The following is a 15,075-nucleotide window of genomic DNA, read 5'->3' as shown; positions in this document are numbered from 1 at the left end:
AGATTCCTTATTGTTTTGGGATGCAGGTAACTTATGCGGACTCTCGTTCAACCAGGCGAAATCCGACATCAATAATATCGTCTTCACGTGGAATTTGTTCGATACGATCGGCAAGCAGCGAGGCAGCGCGTTGTCCAATGGCCCGTCGGTCGACGCTGATTGTGGTGATAGCAGGCCGGTTACTGGCGGCAAAATCAAGATCGCCAAAACCGATTACCGCTAGCTCCTGCGGCACGCGTAAACCACGGCTTTCGGCTTCCATAATCGCCCCCTGGGCTAAGGTATCTGAGCTACAGACAATGACATCGAACGCACCTTCAGCCAATAGCTGAGCTAATCCACTGCGCCCCAATGCCAGAGAGGCCGGAAGCGGGACATCTATCTGTGCGTCAGCCGCAATACCATGACGACTCAGCGCATCGCACAGCCCTTGTTTACGCTGGCCTGCCCGGCGATCGGCTGTCCATAGCAAACCAGGACGGCGATAACCTTTTTTCAGCAAGTAGTCTGCTACCGCCTGACCGACTTTTTCGTGCGAAAACCCGACCAGCATATCAATGGGGGTTGGCGTTAAATCCCAGATCTCCACAACCGGAATGGCCGCATTAAGAATCACCTTTTTCATCCCGGCGGTATGATGGATACCGGTGAGCACGACGCCATCCGGGCGGCGAGAAAGCAGCGTCGCCACCAGCTCAGCCTCTGTTTGCGGCGTGTAACCTGATACGCAGAGCAAGATGTGGTATCCGCGTTCGGCCAGTTCATCGCTTAATGACTGAATGGTATCGACAAACATATTGTTGTTAATTTGCGGAACAACCACGGCGATAAGCTTGCTGCGACGCGACGCCAGCCCCCCGGCCAGCGCGTTGGGAATGTAGCCGGTGGCGCGTACCGCCTGCATCACTTTTTCCACCGTTTTCGGGCGCACCAACTGCGGAGTATTTAGCGCCCTGCTCACCGTCATGGGTGACAATCCCGCGGTACGGGCCACATCTTCCAGCGTGGGTGCTCGCGGAGGTCTGGCGTTTTTCACTGTCGATGCCCTTGTCAAAAATCGCTGATTTATCCTGGCATTATTCATCATGATTTCGGCTATTGCTAGCATGGCTCTGTGATAACACTGGGAAAACAGCAGCTTAGATTGTCATCCCTGAGCAAAATGATAGCGATATCATAAAGATTTGTGCATTTCCCCATAAAGTATTGGAATGTGATGCTGTATACAAGTTATCGCCCTTTTATCTTCGTATTTGTGAGCAATTGTTCAAATCGCAATCAATTCGCTGGTGCATTGATTGCGCTAACATTAAAAATGATAGCGCAATCATTTATTAATCACCAGGAGAGAATAAGATGTCTTTAAGTGCTAATTCCGATGCCGTAACCTATGCCAAATCGGCCAATGCAAAAACCGCGGCAGAAACCGGCGACCGTATCGAATGGGTTAAGCTATCCCTCGCTTTCCTTCCCCTGGCAACACCGGTAAGCGATGCCAAAGTGCTGACTGGTCGTCAGAAACCACTAACCGAAGTCGCCATAATCATCGCCGAGATCCGCAGTCGCGACGGGTTTGAAGGCGTGGGATTTAGTTACTCCAAGCGTGCTGGCGGTCAGGGGATCTACGCGCATGCCAAAGAAATTGCCGATAACCTGTTAGGTGAAGATCCAAACGATATTGACAAGATCTATACCAAGCTGTTGTGGGCTGGCGCTTCCGTCGGGCGCAGCGGCATGGCGGTTCAGGCCATCTCCCCTATCGATATCGCTTTATGGGATATGAAGGCCAAGCGTGCAGGATTGCCGCTGGCAAAACTGCTTGGCGCGCATCGTGACTCCGTACAGTGCTACAACACCTCCGGCGGATTCCTGCATACGCCGCTGGATCAGGTGCTTAAAAACGTGGTTATTTCCCGTGAAAACGGTATTGGCGGCATCAAACTCAAGGTCGGTCAACCAAACTGCGCCGAAGATATTCGCCGCTTAACCGCGGTGCGTGAAGCGCTGGGTGATGATTTCCCGCTGATGGTCGATGCCAATCAGCAGTGGGACCGGGAAACCGCCATCCGTATGGGACGTAAAATGGAGCAGTTCAATCTGATCTGGATTGAAGAGCCGCTGGATGCCTACGATGTTGAAGGTCACGCCCAACTGGCTGCCGCACTGGATACCCCGATTGCTACCGGTGAGATGTTGACCAGCTTCCGCGAACATGAACAGCTGATCCTCGGCAATGCCAGTGATTTTGTCCAGCCTGATGCGCCGCGTGTGGGCGGGATTTCACCGTTCCTTAAAATTATGGATCTGGCGGCAAAACACGGACGAAAACTGGCACCCCACTTCGCCATGGAAGTTCACCTGCATTTGTCCGCCGCTTATCCGCTTGAGCCATGGCTGGAACATTTCGAATGGCTGAATCCGCTATTTAATGAACAGCTTGAGCTGCGCGATGGGCGGATGTGGATATCTGACCGTCACGGTCTGGGGTTCAGCATCAGCGAACAAGCGCGCCGCTGGACACAATTAACCTGCGAGTTTGGTAAACGTCCTTAATTTATTTGGCGGGTAAGTAATACCCGCCCTCTTCCCTACAGAAACGCTCTCAACCTTATGAAAGGAGTGGGTGATGAACACAATAATAAAGCGCACAAAAGTGCGTTACGGCATTTTGATATTTCTGTTTCTTGCTACCGTATTTAATTACGCCGATCGCGCGACGTTATCCGTGGTGGCTCCAATAATGAGCAAAGAATTAGGTTTTGATCCTGAAGCAATGGGGCTGGCCTTTTCTGCTTTCGGTATTTCTTATGTCATTATGCAACTGCCCGGCGGCTGGCTACTGGATCGCTATGGTTCTCGTCTGGTATACGGCTGCGCCCTGATTGGCTGGTCGCTGGTGACCATGTTCCAGGGCACCATTTATCTGTACGCCAGTCCGCTTGTCGTATTGATTATCTTACGATTACTGATGGGTGCCATTGAAGCTCCGGCCTTTCCGGCCAACAGCCGATTAAGCGTGCAGTGGTTTCCGAATAACGAACGAGGCTTTGTCACCTCAGTTTATCAGGCCGCGCAATATATCTCGTTAGGGATTATTACGCCGCTCATGACGATTATTTTGCATAATCTGAGCTGGCACTTTGTTTTTTATTATATCGGGGCTATTGGCGTTATTCTTGGCATCTTCTGGCTGGTCAAAGTCAGGGATCCCATGCATCATCCGAAGGTAAACCAACAGGAAATTGACTATATCCGGGAAGGCGGTGGCGAACCGTCGCTGGGCAATAAAAAAGAGCCGCAGAAAATTACCTTTACGCAAATTAAGAGCGTCTGCGTCAATCGCATGATGATTGGCGTTTATATCGGACAGTTCTGCGTGACGTCAATTACCTGGTTCTTCCTGACCTGGTTTCCTACCTATCTGTATCAGGCGAAAGGAATGTCGATCCTCAAAGTGGGATTTGTCGCCAGTATCCCTGCCATTGCCGGTTTTATCGGTGGATTATTAGGCGGCGTGTTCTCCGACTGGCTACTAAAACGCGGCTACAGCTTGACGATTGCCCGTAAGCTGCCGGTGATCTGTGGAATGCTACTTTCCTGCGTCATCGTTATCGCGAATTACACCTCGTCAGAGTTTGTGGTTATCGCCGCGATGAGCCTGGCGTTTTTCGCCAAAGGCTTTGGCAATCTGGGATGGTGCGTTCTCAGCGATACCTCGCCAAAAGAAGTGCTTGGCATTGCAGGCGGCGTATTCAATATGTGCGGCAATATGGCAAGTATCATTACGCCGCTGGTGATCGGTGTGATTCTGGCAAATACCCAGTCATTTGATTACGCCATTCTGTACGTCGGCTCGATGGGGCTGATTGGCCTGATTTCTTATCTGTTTATCGTGGGTCCGTTGGATCGTATTACGCTGACGCCTTCTGCTGCGTAATTTAAACTTATGGCGATGATAGTTCGCCCGCTGTTCCGGGAATTGCACTCCTGCGGAACAGCGTTTTTTTATTCAAATAATCTTATTGTTTTTCAGGACAGTACGCAGCCGCGGGATTTGACAAACCGCGTCCGCGATGGCGCTAATATTAGGCGTATTATCCTGGAACCAGTCATGTCCAGGCCCCCAGGTGCGCATAACGGCAATATAAACGTCCAGCAACGTGAGCTGATCGCCAAACGCGTACGGTTCGGCGCTTAGCTGGTCGTTCAGCCACATATAAAGCGATTTACGGTACTCAATACAGTTCTTTTTCAACTGCGCCGGAGCATCTGGCGTCCAGCGTTCGGGATAATCAGCATAAGTAAACGTGGGATAGACATTTGCCACCAGCCATATCAGCAGGCGCTGAAATTGTTGACGTTCCACATGTCCGACAGGCGGGGCCAGATCGGGCCTGCGATCAAGAATCATCAGCGCAATAGCCGCCGTTTCCGTCATCACACTGCCATTTTCCAGCCTGAGCGTTGGAATCTGACACAGTGGATTCATTTTTTTTAGCAACTCCCGCGAAGCCCCGTCACTGTCAAAGCCGTCCACATTAATAAACGTGTAAGGGATCTCCGCCAGTGTGAGCATCACTTCACTGATGGCCGATCCCCAGCCCGGTACCCCATAGACTTTCATCATGCTGCAACCCTCAATGTTAAAACCCTAAGTGTAGAGCAGCATTCGCGTGTCTATGCAGTCATCATTATTACTCTCATAATAACAATATCCGTGCCAGAGCGAACACCAGGAGAGTAAGAGATGCGTTCCAGTATGTTTGAATACATGAGCATTTTTGTGCAGGTCGTGGAGCAAGGGGGATTCGCCAAAGCTGCCGATGTGCTGCACCTGCACCGCCCCGCGGTGACGAAAGCAATTCAGCATCTTGAGGACGATCTGGGGACGAAACTCCTGAACCGAACGACGCGGAAGGTTACCCTGACCGAAGAAGGTGACGCATTTTACCAACGAACCAAAGTACTACTTGGTGACGTGGATGACATCATGGCCTCTTTCTCACCGACACGGCCTCCACGTGGAAAGCTCAGGATCAATGCTCCACTGTCGTTGGCTCACTCGATTATAGTCCCTGCGCTAAGCGACTTTCAGTCACGCTATCCGGACATTGAGATTGTACTCACCTCCACTGACCGCAAAATTGATCTGCTTGCGGAGGGGATCGACTGCATGATCCGCATTGGCGAGTTGCAGGACTCCTCGCTGATATCCCGACGACTTGGCGAGGTAAAAATGGTGACCTGTGCGTCCGCAGATTATCTGGCTATACGGGGCATCCCACAGACACCGGATGATTTGGCTCAGCATCAGGCACTCAACTTCTTTAGCGAACGTCATCGTGACGCGCTGGAGTGGTCCTTCATCAACGAAGAGAAAACGGTATCTATCATACCAGCAAGCCGAATGAGCGTAGACAACTCCGACATTCTGCTAACAGGTTGTTTATCAGGATTGGGGATCATACACGGGGTTCACGCCGTACTGGCACCCTACCTCGAGTCGGGCCAGCTCGTTGAGGTGCTGGGTGACTATGCGGGGGAAGCTAAACCCGTTTCCGTGCTCTACCCGGACAGACGTCATCTTGCCCCGCGCGTGCGGGTGTTTATTGACTGGCTGTGTGCGCTTTTTAACGAGCAAAAACCGCGCCTGCAGGGATTATTACAATCTGAGTAATAGTGAAGTTCCATAACGGCGGTTTTTCGCCCCCACCGGAACCGATACATTGTGCGGACTCAAGTCAGAACAATTTACCGAGGTCCGCTATGTCTAAAGTCGTGGTTTTCAATCAAACAGGTGGCGCTGATGTGCTGAATATTCAGGATATTCAGACCCCGGCTCCGCTTGCAAACGATGTTCAGATCCGCGTTCGCGCAATAGGTATTAACCGGGCGGAAATTATGTACCGTACCGGACAGTATATTTACCAACCCAATTTTCCTGCTCGCCTGGGCTATGAAGCCTCCGGCATTGTTGAAGCCGTCGGTGACAATGTGCACGAGTTCGCACCAGGCGATAGCGTGAGCGTCATTCCGGCATTCAGCTTTCATGAGTACGGTATGTATGGCGAAATCGTCAATGCGCCTGTTCATGCGGTCGTCAAACATCCTGAAAACCTGAGCTTTGCCGAGGCCGCCGCCAGTTGGATGATGTATGTGACGGCTTTTGGCGCGCTGGTCGAATATGCCAATATCGGGCCTGGCGATAACGTGCTGATCAATGCTGCGTCCAGCAGTGTCGGGCTGGCAGCGATACAGATAGCCAATATGCTCGGGGCAAAACCGATTGCGATGACGCGCACCAGTGAGAAGCGCGCCCAGCTTCTACAACTTGGCGCGGCAGAGGTTATCGCCAGTCAGGAGCAGGATCTGGTCGTGGAAATTAATCGTATAACCGATGGCAAAGGTACCCGCGTGGTCTTCGACCCGGTCGGCGGCCCCGGTGTGGCGAAAATAGCCCAGGTAATGCCCGCCGGAGGGTTATTTTTCCAGTACGGTTCGCTGGACGGTCGCGATCTGTCGATCCCGGTGATTGAGATCCTTGGCCGTCATCTGACCTTCCGCGGCTATGAGCTTTTCGAAATCACCACTGATGCTGAAAAACTGGCACGAGCTAAACGTTTCATCTTTGAAGGATTGCAATCGGGACAACTCAAGCCACTGATTGATAAAACCTTTGCGTTTGATGACATCGCTAAGGCCCACCAGTATATGGAGGCCAACGGTCAGGTAGGCAAAATCGTCGTTACCCTGTAATCGCTGTGCGGCACAGCCTTGTGCCGCAACATTTTTTCCGCGTATTTACAGAACTTTCGACAAAAACTGCTGCGTGCGCGTGTGGCGCGGATAATTTAGCACCTGTTCGCTGCTACCCTGCTCGACGATTTTGCCGTCAACCATAAATACCACCTGATCGGCCACCTCCCGGGCAAAACCGATTTCATGCGTCACCACCACCAGCGTGGTTCCCGACTGTGCCAGTGACTTAATCACATCCAGCACTTCGCCCACCAGTTCAGGATCGAGTGCGGACGTCGGCTCATCAAATAGCATCACGCGCGGATTTAACGCCAGCGCGCGGGCAATGGCGATTCGCTGCTGCTGTCCGCCGGACAAGTGACGCGACCAGGCATCGGCTTTATTTCGCAGCCCAACCGCATCAAGCAGAGTTAATGCCCGTTCGGTAGCGGCTTTACGCGATGCCAGCCCGTGGGCTATTGGCGCTTCAATCAGGTTCTCCAGCACCGTTAAATGCGGGAACAGGTTAAAGTTCTGAAATACGTAGCCCACATTAATGCGCTGGCGCAGGATTTCTGCCTCTTTTAGTTCATACAACCGGTCTCCCTGAAGGCGATAGCCAATATAATCACCGTCAATCTGAATAAACCCCTCATCGACACGCTCCAGATGATTAATCGCCCGCAATAGCGTTGATTTACCTGAACCGGAAGGCCCGAGAATGACCGTGACCGTACCGGGTGGGATCTCCAGAGATACGTTATCCAGCGCCTTATGGCGACCAAAATATTTGCTGACGCCGGTAATGGAAATATGACCTTCAGGCGAGTGGGACATGGATAGCCTCCTGCTGTGGAACCAGGCGACGACGTTTAGCCGAGCGACTCACCCTGGCGGTGTTAATAGCGGATCGTCTTTCACTGCGTGCCAGCGCGCGTTCAACCAGATGCTGAATTAATGACAAAACGCTGGTGATCACCAGATACCACACGGCTCCAACCATCAGCAGCGGAATCACTTCCTGGGTGCGGTTGTAGATCATCTGGATGGTGTAGAACAGTTCCGGCATCGCCAGCACGTAAACCATCGCCGTACCTTTCGCCAGGCTGATAATTTCATTGAACCCGGCGGGCAAAATGGTGCGTAACGCCTGTGGCAGGATTATGCGCAGCGTGCGGCGCCAGGCAGGTAATCCCAGCGCGGCTGCGGCTTCGTACTGACCATGATCAACCCCAAGAAACCCGCCGCGAATAATTTCTGCGGTATAAGCACTTTGCACCAGCGTCAGGCCAACAACTGCAGTGGAAAACTGTCCAAGGACATTAATAGTCTCAAAGCTGCCCCACTGGATAGCAGTGAAGGGTATGCCGATCGCCAGCGTGTCGTACAAATAGGAGAAGTTGTACAAAATGATCAACACCACAATCAACGGGAGTGAACGAAACAACCAGATGTATCCCCACGCCAGGCTGTTTAGCAGCCAGGATGATGAGAGTCTGGCCAGCGCCAGCAACCCACCAAATACCACGCTCAGTAATGTCCCAATGAGCGTCAACAACAGCGTTTGCCCAAGTCCAGACAAGATAACCGGGTCGAAGAACCAGCGGGCAAACACACCCCATTCCCAGCGCGGATTAAACGCGACAGACTGAATAATCGCCGCCAGCACAAACAGGGCAATAATCGCCCCTACGGTGCGCATCGGGTAACGTGCCGGGACGACTTTGATGGTTGCAGTCGTTTTCATCTTCTCTCCTCAGGCAATTTTGGCCTGACCTGCGATAGTCAACAGTTTGGTGAAGCGCAGCCTCCCATCAAAGGGCGGCTGGCTGTACTCTTCTGGGTTACGAGTGGTATCGAACTGTGGATCGTATCCCTGACTCAAATAAAGTCGGACGGCCTCTGGCTGGCGAAAGCCCGTGGTCAGATAGATACGGCTATAGCCCGCCAGTAATGCCCGGCGCTCCAGTTCCTGCACCACGTACGCTGCCAGCCCCTGCTTACGCAGGTTGCTTTTAGTCCAGATACGCTTAATTTCAGCGGTGTCTTTGTCATAGGGTTTATAAGCCCCGGTGGCGATAATTTCGCCGTTGCGCTCCAGCACCACAAAGATCCCCAGTGGAGCCAGATACCATTCGGTTAGCTCCACTTCAGCATCACGAGAAAAATAATCACCATAGCGGGCGGCGTACTCACCAAACAGTCCGCTGAGGATCGGCTGTAGCTCAATGGCTTCGGGCGAGACAACGCGGAATTGATCGCTCACATTGACCTCCTTAGTCGCCTAAACCGGCCGGGTTAACTTCAGATTGTGGGATACGCTCTACCCCTTCCCCCCAGCGGTTCAGCACCTTGTCATAGTCGCCATTGCCGATCACACCGTTGAGAGCTGTTTGCACCGGCAGCACCAGACCGCTATCTTTTTTCAGCGTGACGGCAATATGTGCGGCTTTTGGCCAACCGCCATCAACGCTGCCCACCAGTTGCGTTTTGCCGTTGAGGGCAGCTTTCCAGGCCCCAATGACATTCGGACCAAAGTAAGCATCTGCACGACCTGACTGTAGAGCTAACGTCTGAGCAGCATCATCTTTGGTATACACCGGCGTAAACGGTTTTAATCCTTTCTTCAGATTCTCTTCGTTCCACGCCAACAGAATGGCTTCCTGGTTCGTCCCTGAGCCGACGATGATACGCAGACCGGCAATATCTTCCGCCTGCTCTATTTTCTTCAGCTTGCTGCCGGTTTTGACGTAAAAGCCAAGGGAATCTTTCCGATACGTCGCAAAATCGAATTTTTCTTTGCGTGCTTTGGTGATGGTAATATTGCTGATCGCGGCATCATATTTGCCGGAAGCTACGCCCAGCGGCCAGTCTTCCCATGACGTGGGTACGACATTCAGCTCCAGCCCCAGGCTATCGGCAACCAGGCGAGCGATATCTGCCTCACTGCCGATGAGCGTTTTATTATCATCGGCAAATACAGTCAGCGGCGGCTGGCTCAGTCCGGCGATAGCGACCGTGAATTTACCTGGTACAGCCAGATGCAGGTTGGCGGGTAACTGCGCGATCGCCTGTGGATTTTTGGCCGTGTTAATCGGTGTTTTATTAGCTTCCAGACTTACGCCGGTACCGTTGATGGTGACGTCATTTGCCCAGACTGTCGCGCTGAAAGTCAGTGACAGCGCAAGAAGTAGCGATTTTTTCTGCATAGCGTTTTTCTCTTATTGTGTGAATTGATTTGCAGGGGTTGCCAGCCCCAGACTTGCGCGCAGCGTCGTGCCGGGGTAGTCGTGGCGAAATAAACCGCGCGCCTGAAGCACGGGAATAACCTGTTCGACAAACCGTGGGAAGGTATCTGGCGTTCCCCCCTGAATGATGAAACCGTCTGCGGCTTTCTCCTCGAACCACTGCTGCAGACCATCAGCAACCTGTGCCGGCGTTCCGCTAAAACGTGGACGTGGACTGGCAGCTTCCAGCGCCACCTGACGCAGGGTTAATCCCCGTTCCCGCGCATTGCGCTTGATCTCGTCAGTGGTACTGCGAAAACTGTTTTCTCCGAGGGGGCCAAGATCCGGGAACGGTGCGTCCAGCGGGTACTGGCTAAAATCGTGATGTTCAAAATAGCGTCCCAGGTAATTCAGCGCGTCGGTGATCGACACCAGTGCAGCGGTCGCCTGGTACTGTTGCTCTACGTCAGCGTCACTGTCGCCAACAATAATGCTGACGCCCTGGAAAATATGCAGCTCATCGACATGACGTCCGACAGCTTCAAGCCGACTTTTGACATCCTGATAAAATGCTTTGGCTTCAGACAGCGATTCCTGATGGGTGAAAATAGCGTCCGCATGCTGCGTCGCTAATTTTTTCCCATCGTGTGATGCGCCTGCCTGAAAAATAATCGGACGGCCTTGCGGCGTACGCCCAATATTTAATGGCCCGGCGACCTGGAAATAATCTCCATGATGGTTTAGCGTGTGCAGTTTATGAGGATTAAAAAATTCCCCGCTTGTTTTATCACGGGTAAAAGCATCGTCTTCCCAGGAATCCCACAGTCCTTTCACTACCTGTAAATATTCATCGGCAATACGATAACGCTGGGCATGCTCAGGATGCTGAGCGCGAGAATAGTTTTTAGCCGAACCTTCCAGCGGGGATGTCACCACATTCCATCCGGCCCTGCCCTGACTAAGATGGTCCAGACTGGCAAACTGTCGCGCAGTAGTAAACGGCTCGCTATAAGAGGTTGAAACCGTGCCCACCAGACCAAGATGACGAGTGACGCTTGCCAGCGCAGATAATACCGTCAGCGGCTCAAAGCGATTTAAGAAATGTGGAATAGATTTTTCATTAATATACAGACCGTCAGCGACAAAAATAAAATCCAGCTTCCCTTTCTCCGCAATAATCGCCGTCTCTTTGACAAAATCAAAATTAATACTGGCATCAGCACGTGCTGCCGGATGACGCCATGCTGACATATTCCCGGAGGCGCCATGCAAAATAGTGCCCAAACGTAATTGCCGATTTTCAGCCATAGTAACCCCTACCCAACAGGTAAATTAAAGGTGTGCGAATGCCGTTTTTGCTAAATGTGCAAAGTAGTGTGCGGCAGGTTCAATTAACCGCTCATCCGGATTAAACCCCGGATGATGTAATCCGTATTCACTGGCACTACCGATGCTAACAAACGCACCAGGTGTATTTTGCAAATAAACGGCAAAATCCTCCCCGCCCATATGCAGGTCGGCATGATGCGTTGTGTAACCGGATTGTCTGGCTACTTTGGTCGCAATATCGGCCCAGTGCGCGTCATTGACCAGGGCCGTGGGCCCCGCGTGCCAGATAACATCGATCTGTGCGCCAAAGGCGTGGGCAAACCCAGCGACAATATCACTGACCCGCGATTTAACCTGTTGTTGCACCTCTGCGCGATGTGTCCGCAGCGTCCCTTCCAGCTCAACGGATTCCGGTAGTACGTTCCATGTATTTCCCCCCTGAATTCGGGTGACGCTAAGCACCACCGAATCCAGCGTATTGACCTCACGGCTGGCGACACTTTGTAATACCGTCACCAGTTGACTGGCGAGGAGGATGGCATCTTTTCCCTCGTGTGGACGTGCCGCATGCGCACCTTTTCCGGTAATACGCAGCACAAAGCGATCGACATTGGCATAGAACGCACCGCCGCGTGTGGCAAATTCGCCCACCGGCAAACCGGGCTCATTGTGCATACCGAAAATAGCCGCTACGTTTTGCAGCGCACCGGCGCGGATCAACGTTTTTGCGCCGCCGAAACTCTCTTCAGCTGGTTGAAACAAAATACGTACTCGCCCCGGTAAGGTTGTTTCCTGTTGTTTAAGCAGCAGTGCAGCACCAAGCATGACGCTGGTATGGACGTCATGCCCGCAGGCATGCATCACGCCCGGTGTGAGGGAGCGAAACGGAACGTCGGCGCTTTCTTCTATCGGTAGCGCATCGATATCCGCCCGCAGAGCGATGACATCTTCTCCCTGACCGATTTCGGCAACCACTCCGGTTTTCAAATTGAATGGCAATAAAGTGACATCTGCAGCATGCAACCAGTCACGAATACGCGCGGTTGTCGCCACTTCCTGGAGGGACAGCTCCGGGTACTGATGTAGCTCGCGACGCCAGTCGATAAGCTGTGAGGCTAATGACATCAGACAACCTCCATCGTGCTATGGGCTTGCGCCAGCAGGCGTAACGATGTCAGGCGCGCCTGACCTTCGGCCACCGGCGTATCGATAATGAATTCATCAATACCGTATTGCACCTGCAATGAGCGCAGTGTTGCCACCACCTCCTGGGCACTCCCGTGCAGTAACGCCTGCTCACGCCGGGCGATTGTTCGCGGTGCGCTGCCCGCCTGCGCGGCGAAAGCCAGCGCCTGCTCTTCGCTGGCGACGGTGACACGTTGCCCATCCTCCAACTCGACGCCCCAGATTTGTACATCTTCCGCCAGTTGCGCAGCCATATCACTGCGGTCAGCCACAATAACCTGTACGGCGACAATCGTTGGACGTGAACTGTTGGCCTGCCAGAAGCTCAGCACCTCATGCAGTAACGCTTTATCGCCGTTCAGGTGCGCCGCGAAAATAAAGTTCCAGTCAGACTCTGCCGCCAGGCGTGCACTTTCTACGCTCGCGCCCAGCACAAATCTTTGCGGCGGCGCAGGCGGGAGCGGTGTCGGGAATACTGTCTGCCCGCTTTCTGTCCCGGTCAGCGCCAGCCAGGCGTTCAGTTGAGCAAGCTGGTCGGCAAAACTGCCTTTTTCTTCCTGATGAAGACCCAACTGCAGTGCCTGCGTTGACAGCGGTAAGCCGCCTGGCGCTTTTCCAATCCCAAGATCGACACGTCCCGGCGCCAGTGAGGCCAGAAGATTAAAGTTTTCCGCAACTTTGTAGGGGCTATAGTGTTGCAGCATGACGCCACCGGAACCCACGCGAATGCGCTGGGTTTGTCCCAGTATCCAGGCGATCACCAGCTCCGGTGATGGGCTGGCAAGCTGCGGCGTATTATGATGTTCAGCTATCCAAAAACGGTGATATCCCCACTCTTCTGCGCGTTGTGCCAAGCGCAGCGTACGGGTCAGTGCGGTTGCGGCAGTTTCACCTTCTCCGATGGGGCTTTTATCCAGAATACTCAGGCGGTATGACATGTTGCAGGCCTATATTTGTTAACATGTCAGTATTATTAAATTATAAAATAACCATATAGAAACATTTAATTCACATTTGCTCAGCTAAAAAACAGATAACCAACCCCGCAGCGATCAGGGATAACGTTCATACCAACAGGAACCAAACTTCCGGTTTTGGACGCGGCACTCTGCAGAAAAAATGGCTTGTATTTGCATACTACAAAATATAATAGGTTTTTTATTGATACTGGAAAGACGACAACATCCTTTTCCGTTTGATTTATTTTTACGCATGCGTTCAGTAATGAATTTAATTTAAGTCAGACTAAACACCTGTCTGTGTTATGCGCTTGTATTGATTGTTTCATTTTTATGAAAGAGACATAGGTTCCACGCATTAATTTTTTTATTTTAAATACTTTCACAGAACTGATGATTAGTAGAGAATGCAGCGTTTCTTATTAAAATGGTTTAAAACAGCTTTTTAATATCCCCTGGCATTATTACGGGGATCTTTGTATGAATTATACATACCATCATGGGGCCTTTATGAAAAGTAACATGCCCGTTACACAAATTGAGCACACACTTAACGGTAAAGCGACGCTGCTATCGACGACAGATAAAGAGAGTCATATTACCTATGCAAACTCCGCGTTTATCGATGCCAGTGGTTTTAACGAAAGTCAATTAATGGGTGAACCACATAATATTATTCGCCATCCGGATATGCCGCCAGCCGCGTTTGCTGACATGTGGTACACGTTGCAGCAAGGTGACAGCTGGACGGGAATGGTGAAAAACCGGCGTCAAAACGGTGACCACTACTGGGTACGTGCCAACGTCACGCCCGTTTGGCACAATGAAAAGTTAACAGGTTACATCTCAGTGCGTACTGTTCCTTCGCGAGACGAAATATCTCAGAGTGAGCAGTTGTATGAAAAAATAAATAATCAACAACTTAGCGGGTTCCGTCTTTTTAAGGGTATTATCATTCGCCGTGGCATATTGGCATGGACTTCAATGTTTAAATGGTTGAGCATTAGTCAACGCGTCAATTATGCTTTGGGAGTCGTTGCCCTGCTCTCTTTGTTATTAATCTTCGCTCCCGTAAATCATTTTATTCAATCCGGCGGTTTACTGGCGTTATTTCTGTTATTTGCCATTTACCTTAAGTGCCAAATTTGTCAGCCAGTTAATACACTATTGACTCAAATGAAGAAAGTCGTATCCGGACGAAAACCCGATAACTGTCATTTAAATCGCGTAGATGAAATCGGCATGTTAATGCGACTGGTTAATCAATCCGGACTTAATCTAAATTCACTGGTTGATGACGTTAGTACGCAAATATCCGGAATTCAGGCCATCAGCCAACGCGTTTCTAAAGAAAGTACCGCGCTGCATACGCGTTCTGAAGAAACATCCGCAGACCTTCAGCAAACCGCTGCCGCCATTGAAGAAATTGGTAGTGCAGTGCAGCAAACTGCAGAAACGGCGGCACATACCATGACGATGGCAGACCAAACCAGCACCAATGCCGCTGAAGGCGGCGATATTATGAAACAAACTATCGCCATGATGCAGGCGATCTCTCGTGATAATGGTCAGATTGTCGATATCATTGGCGTAATTGATAGCATTGCCTTCCAGACTAATATTCTGGCGCTCAACGC

12 protein-coding genes and 1 pseudogene are annotated in these 15,075 nt (G+C 51.6%); 5 read left to right on the top strand and 8 right to left on the bottom strand.

From position 1 onward, the window contains the following. Positions 1 to 31: 31 nt before the first annotated feature. Positions 32 to 1,036, bottom strand: coding sequence for a LacI family DNA-binding transcriptional regulator (locus FDX03_RS12775; RefSeq protein WP_170973097.1), 1,005 nt, complete (start codon positions 1,034 to 1,036; stop codon positions 32 to 34). 320 nt (positions 1,037 to 1,356) lie between these two features. Here FDX03_RS12775 and FDX03_RS12770 point away from each other — a divergent pair, with 320 nt between their 5' ends. Both FDX03_RS12770 and FDX03_RS12765 read left to right on the top strand, forming a co-directional pair. Next, a complete protein-coding gene (locus FDX03_RS12770) occupies positions 1,357 to 2,553 on the top strand; it encodes an L-talarate/galactarate dehydratase (protein ID WP_048211630.1) in 1,197 nt (398 codons plus the stop codon). Positions 2,554 to 2,626: 73 nt separating this feature from the next. Then, positions 2,627 to 3,937 (top strand): MFS transporter, encoded by a 1,311-nt coding sequence (locus tag FDX03_RS12765; protein WP_101742173.1) that lies wholly within the window; start codon positions 2,627 to 2,629, stop codon positions 3,935 to 3,937. A gap of 72 nt (positions 3,938 to 4,009) precedes the next feature. On the opposite strand, the gene FDX03_RS12760 is transcribed toward FDX03_RS12765, so the two are convergent. Continuing rightward, the gene (locus FDX03_RS12760; RefSeq protein ID WP_137346005.1) at positions 4,010 to 4,627 is read right to left on the bottom strand and encodes a glutathione S-transferase family protein; all 618 of its coding nucleotides are present in this window, start codon (positions 4,625 to 4,627) and stop codon (positions 4,010 to 4,012) included. A 120-nt stretch (positions 4,628 to 4,747) separates the two neighbouring features. On the opposite strand from FDX03_RS12760, the gene FDX03_RS12755 reads away from it, so the two are divergent. Both FDX03_RS12755 and FDX03_RS12750 read left to right on the top strand, forming a co-directional pair. Continuing rightward, a complete protein-coding gene (locus FDX03_RS12755) occupies positions 4,748 to 5,677 on the top strand; it encodes a LysR family transcriptional regulator (protein ID WP_116360074.1) in 930 nt (309 codons plus the stop codon). Positions 5,678 to 5,766: 89 nt separating this feature from the next. Beyond that, complete coding sequence (locus FDX03_RS12750) at positions 5,767 to 6,756, top strand: zinc-dependent alcohol dehydrogenase family protein (protein ID WP_048211626.1); 990 nt, start codon at positions 5,767 to 5,769, stop codon at positions 6,754 to 6,756. A 45-nt stretch (positions 6,757 to 6,801) separates the two neighbouring features. On the opposite strand, the gene FDX03_RS12745 is transcribed toward FDX03_RS12750, so the two are convergent. The 6 genes and pseudogenes from FDX03_RS12745 to FDX03_RS12715 all read right to left on the bottom strand — a co-directional run bounded on the left by FDX03_RS12745 (position 6,802) and on the right by FDX03_RS12715 (position 13,417). After that, positions 6,802 to 7,575 carry an amino acid ABC transporter ATP-binding protein gene (locus tag FDX03_RS12745; protein WP_061067924.1) on the bottom strand — a complete coding sequence of 258 codons (774 nt, stop codon included), beginning with the start codon at positions 7,573 to 7,575 and terminating at the stop codon, positions 6,802 to 6,804. Then, entirely contained in the window at positions 7,559 to 8,485 is a 927-nt protein-coding gene (locus FDX03_RS12740; RefSeq protein WP_061067925.1) for an amino acid ABC transporter permease, read from the bottom strand. The genes FDX03_RS12745 and FDX03_RS12740 overlap by 17 nt, the downstream gene beginning before the upstream one ends. 9 nt (positions 8,486 to 8,494) lie before the next feature. Next, positions 8,495 to 9,004: a GNAT family N-acetyltransferase gene (locus tag FDX03_RS12735; protein ID WP_137346004.1), complete on the bottom strand. Its 510-nt coding sequence runs from the start codon at positions 9,002 to 9,004 to the stop codon at positions 8,495 to 8,497. A gap of 10 nt (positions 9,005 to 9,014) precedes the next feature. Next, positions 9,015 to 11,273: pseudogene (locus tag FDX03_RS23345) on the bottom strand (NtaA/DmoA family FMN-dependent monooxygenase). Positions 11,274 to 11,297: 24 nt separating this feature from the next. Then, the gene (locus tag FDX03_RS12720) at positions 11,298 to 12,419 is read right to left on the bottom strand and encodes an amidohydrolase (protein ID WP_137346001.1); all 1,122 of its coding nucleotides are present in this window, start codon (positions 12,417 to 12,419) and stop codon (positions 11,298 to 11,300) included. Further along, positions 12,419 to 13,417 (bottom strand): MsnO8 family LLM class oxidoreductase, encoded by a 999-nt coding sequence (locus FDX03_RS12715; protein WP_115643384.1) that lies wholly within the window; start codon positions 13,415 to 13,417, stop codon positions 12,419 to 12,421. Before FDX03_RS12715 ends, FDX03_RS12720 begins: the two co-directional genes overlap by 1 nt. 531 nt (positions 13,418 to 13,948) lie before the next feature. Between FDX03_RS12715 and FDX03_RS12710 the strand changes: the two genes are divergently transcribed. After that, positions 13,949 to 15,075, top strand: a 1,127-nt coding sequence (locus tag FDX03_RS12710) for a PAS domain-containing methyl-accepting chemotaxis protein (RefSeq protein ID WP_249357053.1), incomplete at its 3' end; no start/stop codon positions are given.

Origin of the sequence: Citrobacter sp. wls827 (assembly GCF_005280875.1) — a bacterium.
GTDB classification, from domain to species: Bacteria; Pseudomonadota; Gammaproteobacteria; order Enterobacterales; family Enterobacteriaceae; genus Citrobacter; species Citrobacter youngae.
Note: the sequence above shows the minus strand (reverse complement) of the source record. Positions and strands in the feature narration are given on the sequence as shown.

Excerpts from the sequence above, each read along its gene's own strand:
- FDX03_RS12770 (WP_048211630.1), top strand. The coding sequence starts at position 1,357 with ATGTCTTTAAGTGCTAATTCCGATGCCGTAACCTATGCCAAATCGGCC.
- FDX03_RS12765 (WP_101742173.1), top strand. The coding sequence starts at position 2,627 with ATGAACACAATAATAAAGCGCACAAAAGTGCGTTACGGCATTTTGATA.
- FDX03_RS12760 (WP_137346005.1), bottom strand. The coding sequence starts at position 4,627 with ATGATGAAAGTCTATGGGGTACCGGGCTGGGGATCGGCCATCAGTGAA.
- FDX03_RS12755 (WP_116360074.1), top strand. The coding sequence starts at position 4,748 with ATGCGTTCCAGTATGTTTGAATACATGAGCATTTTTGTGCAGGTCGTG.
- FDX03_RS12750 (WP_048211626.1), top strand. The coding sequence starts at position 5,767 with ATGTCTAAAGTCGTGGTTTTCAATCAAACAGGTGGCGCTGATGTGCTG.
- FDX03_RS12745 (WP_061067924.1), bottom strand. The coding sequence starts at position 7,575 with ATGTCCCACTCGCCTGAAGGTCATATTTCCATTACCGGCGTCAGCAAA.
- FDX03_RS12740 (WP_061067925.1), bottom strand. The coding sequence starts at position 8,485 with ATGAAAACGACTGCAACCATCAAAGTCGTCCCGGCACGTTACCCGATG.
- FDX03_RS12720 (WP_137346001.1), bottom strand. The coding sequence starts at position 12,419 with ATGTCATTAGCCTCACAGCTTATCGACTGGCGTCGCGAGCTACATCAG.
- FDX03_RS12715 (WP_115643384.1), bottom strand. The coding sequence starts at position 13,417 with ATGTCATACCGCCTGAGTATTCTGGATAAAAGCCCCATCGGAGAAGGT.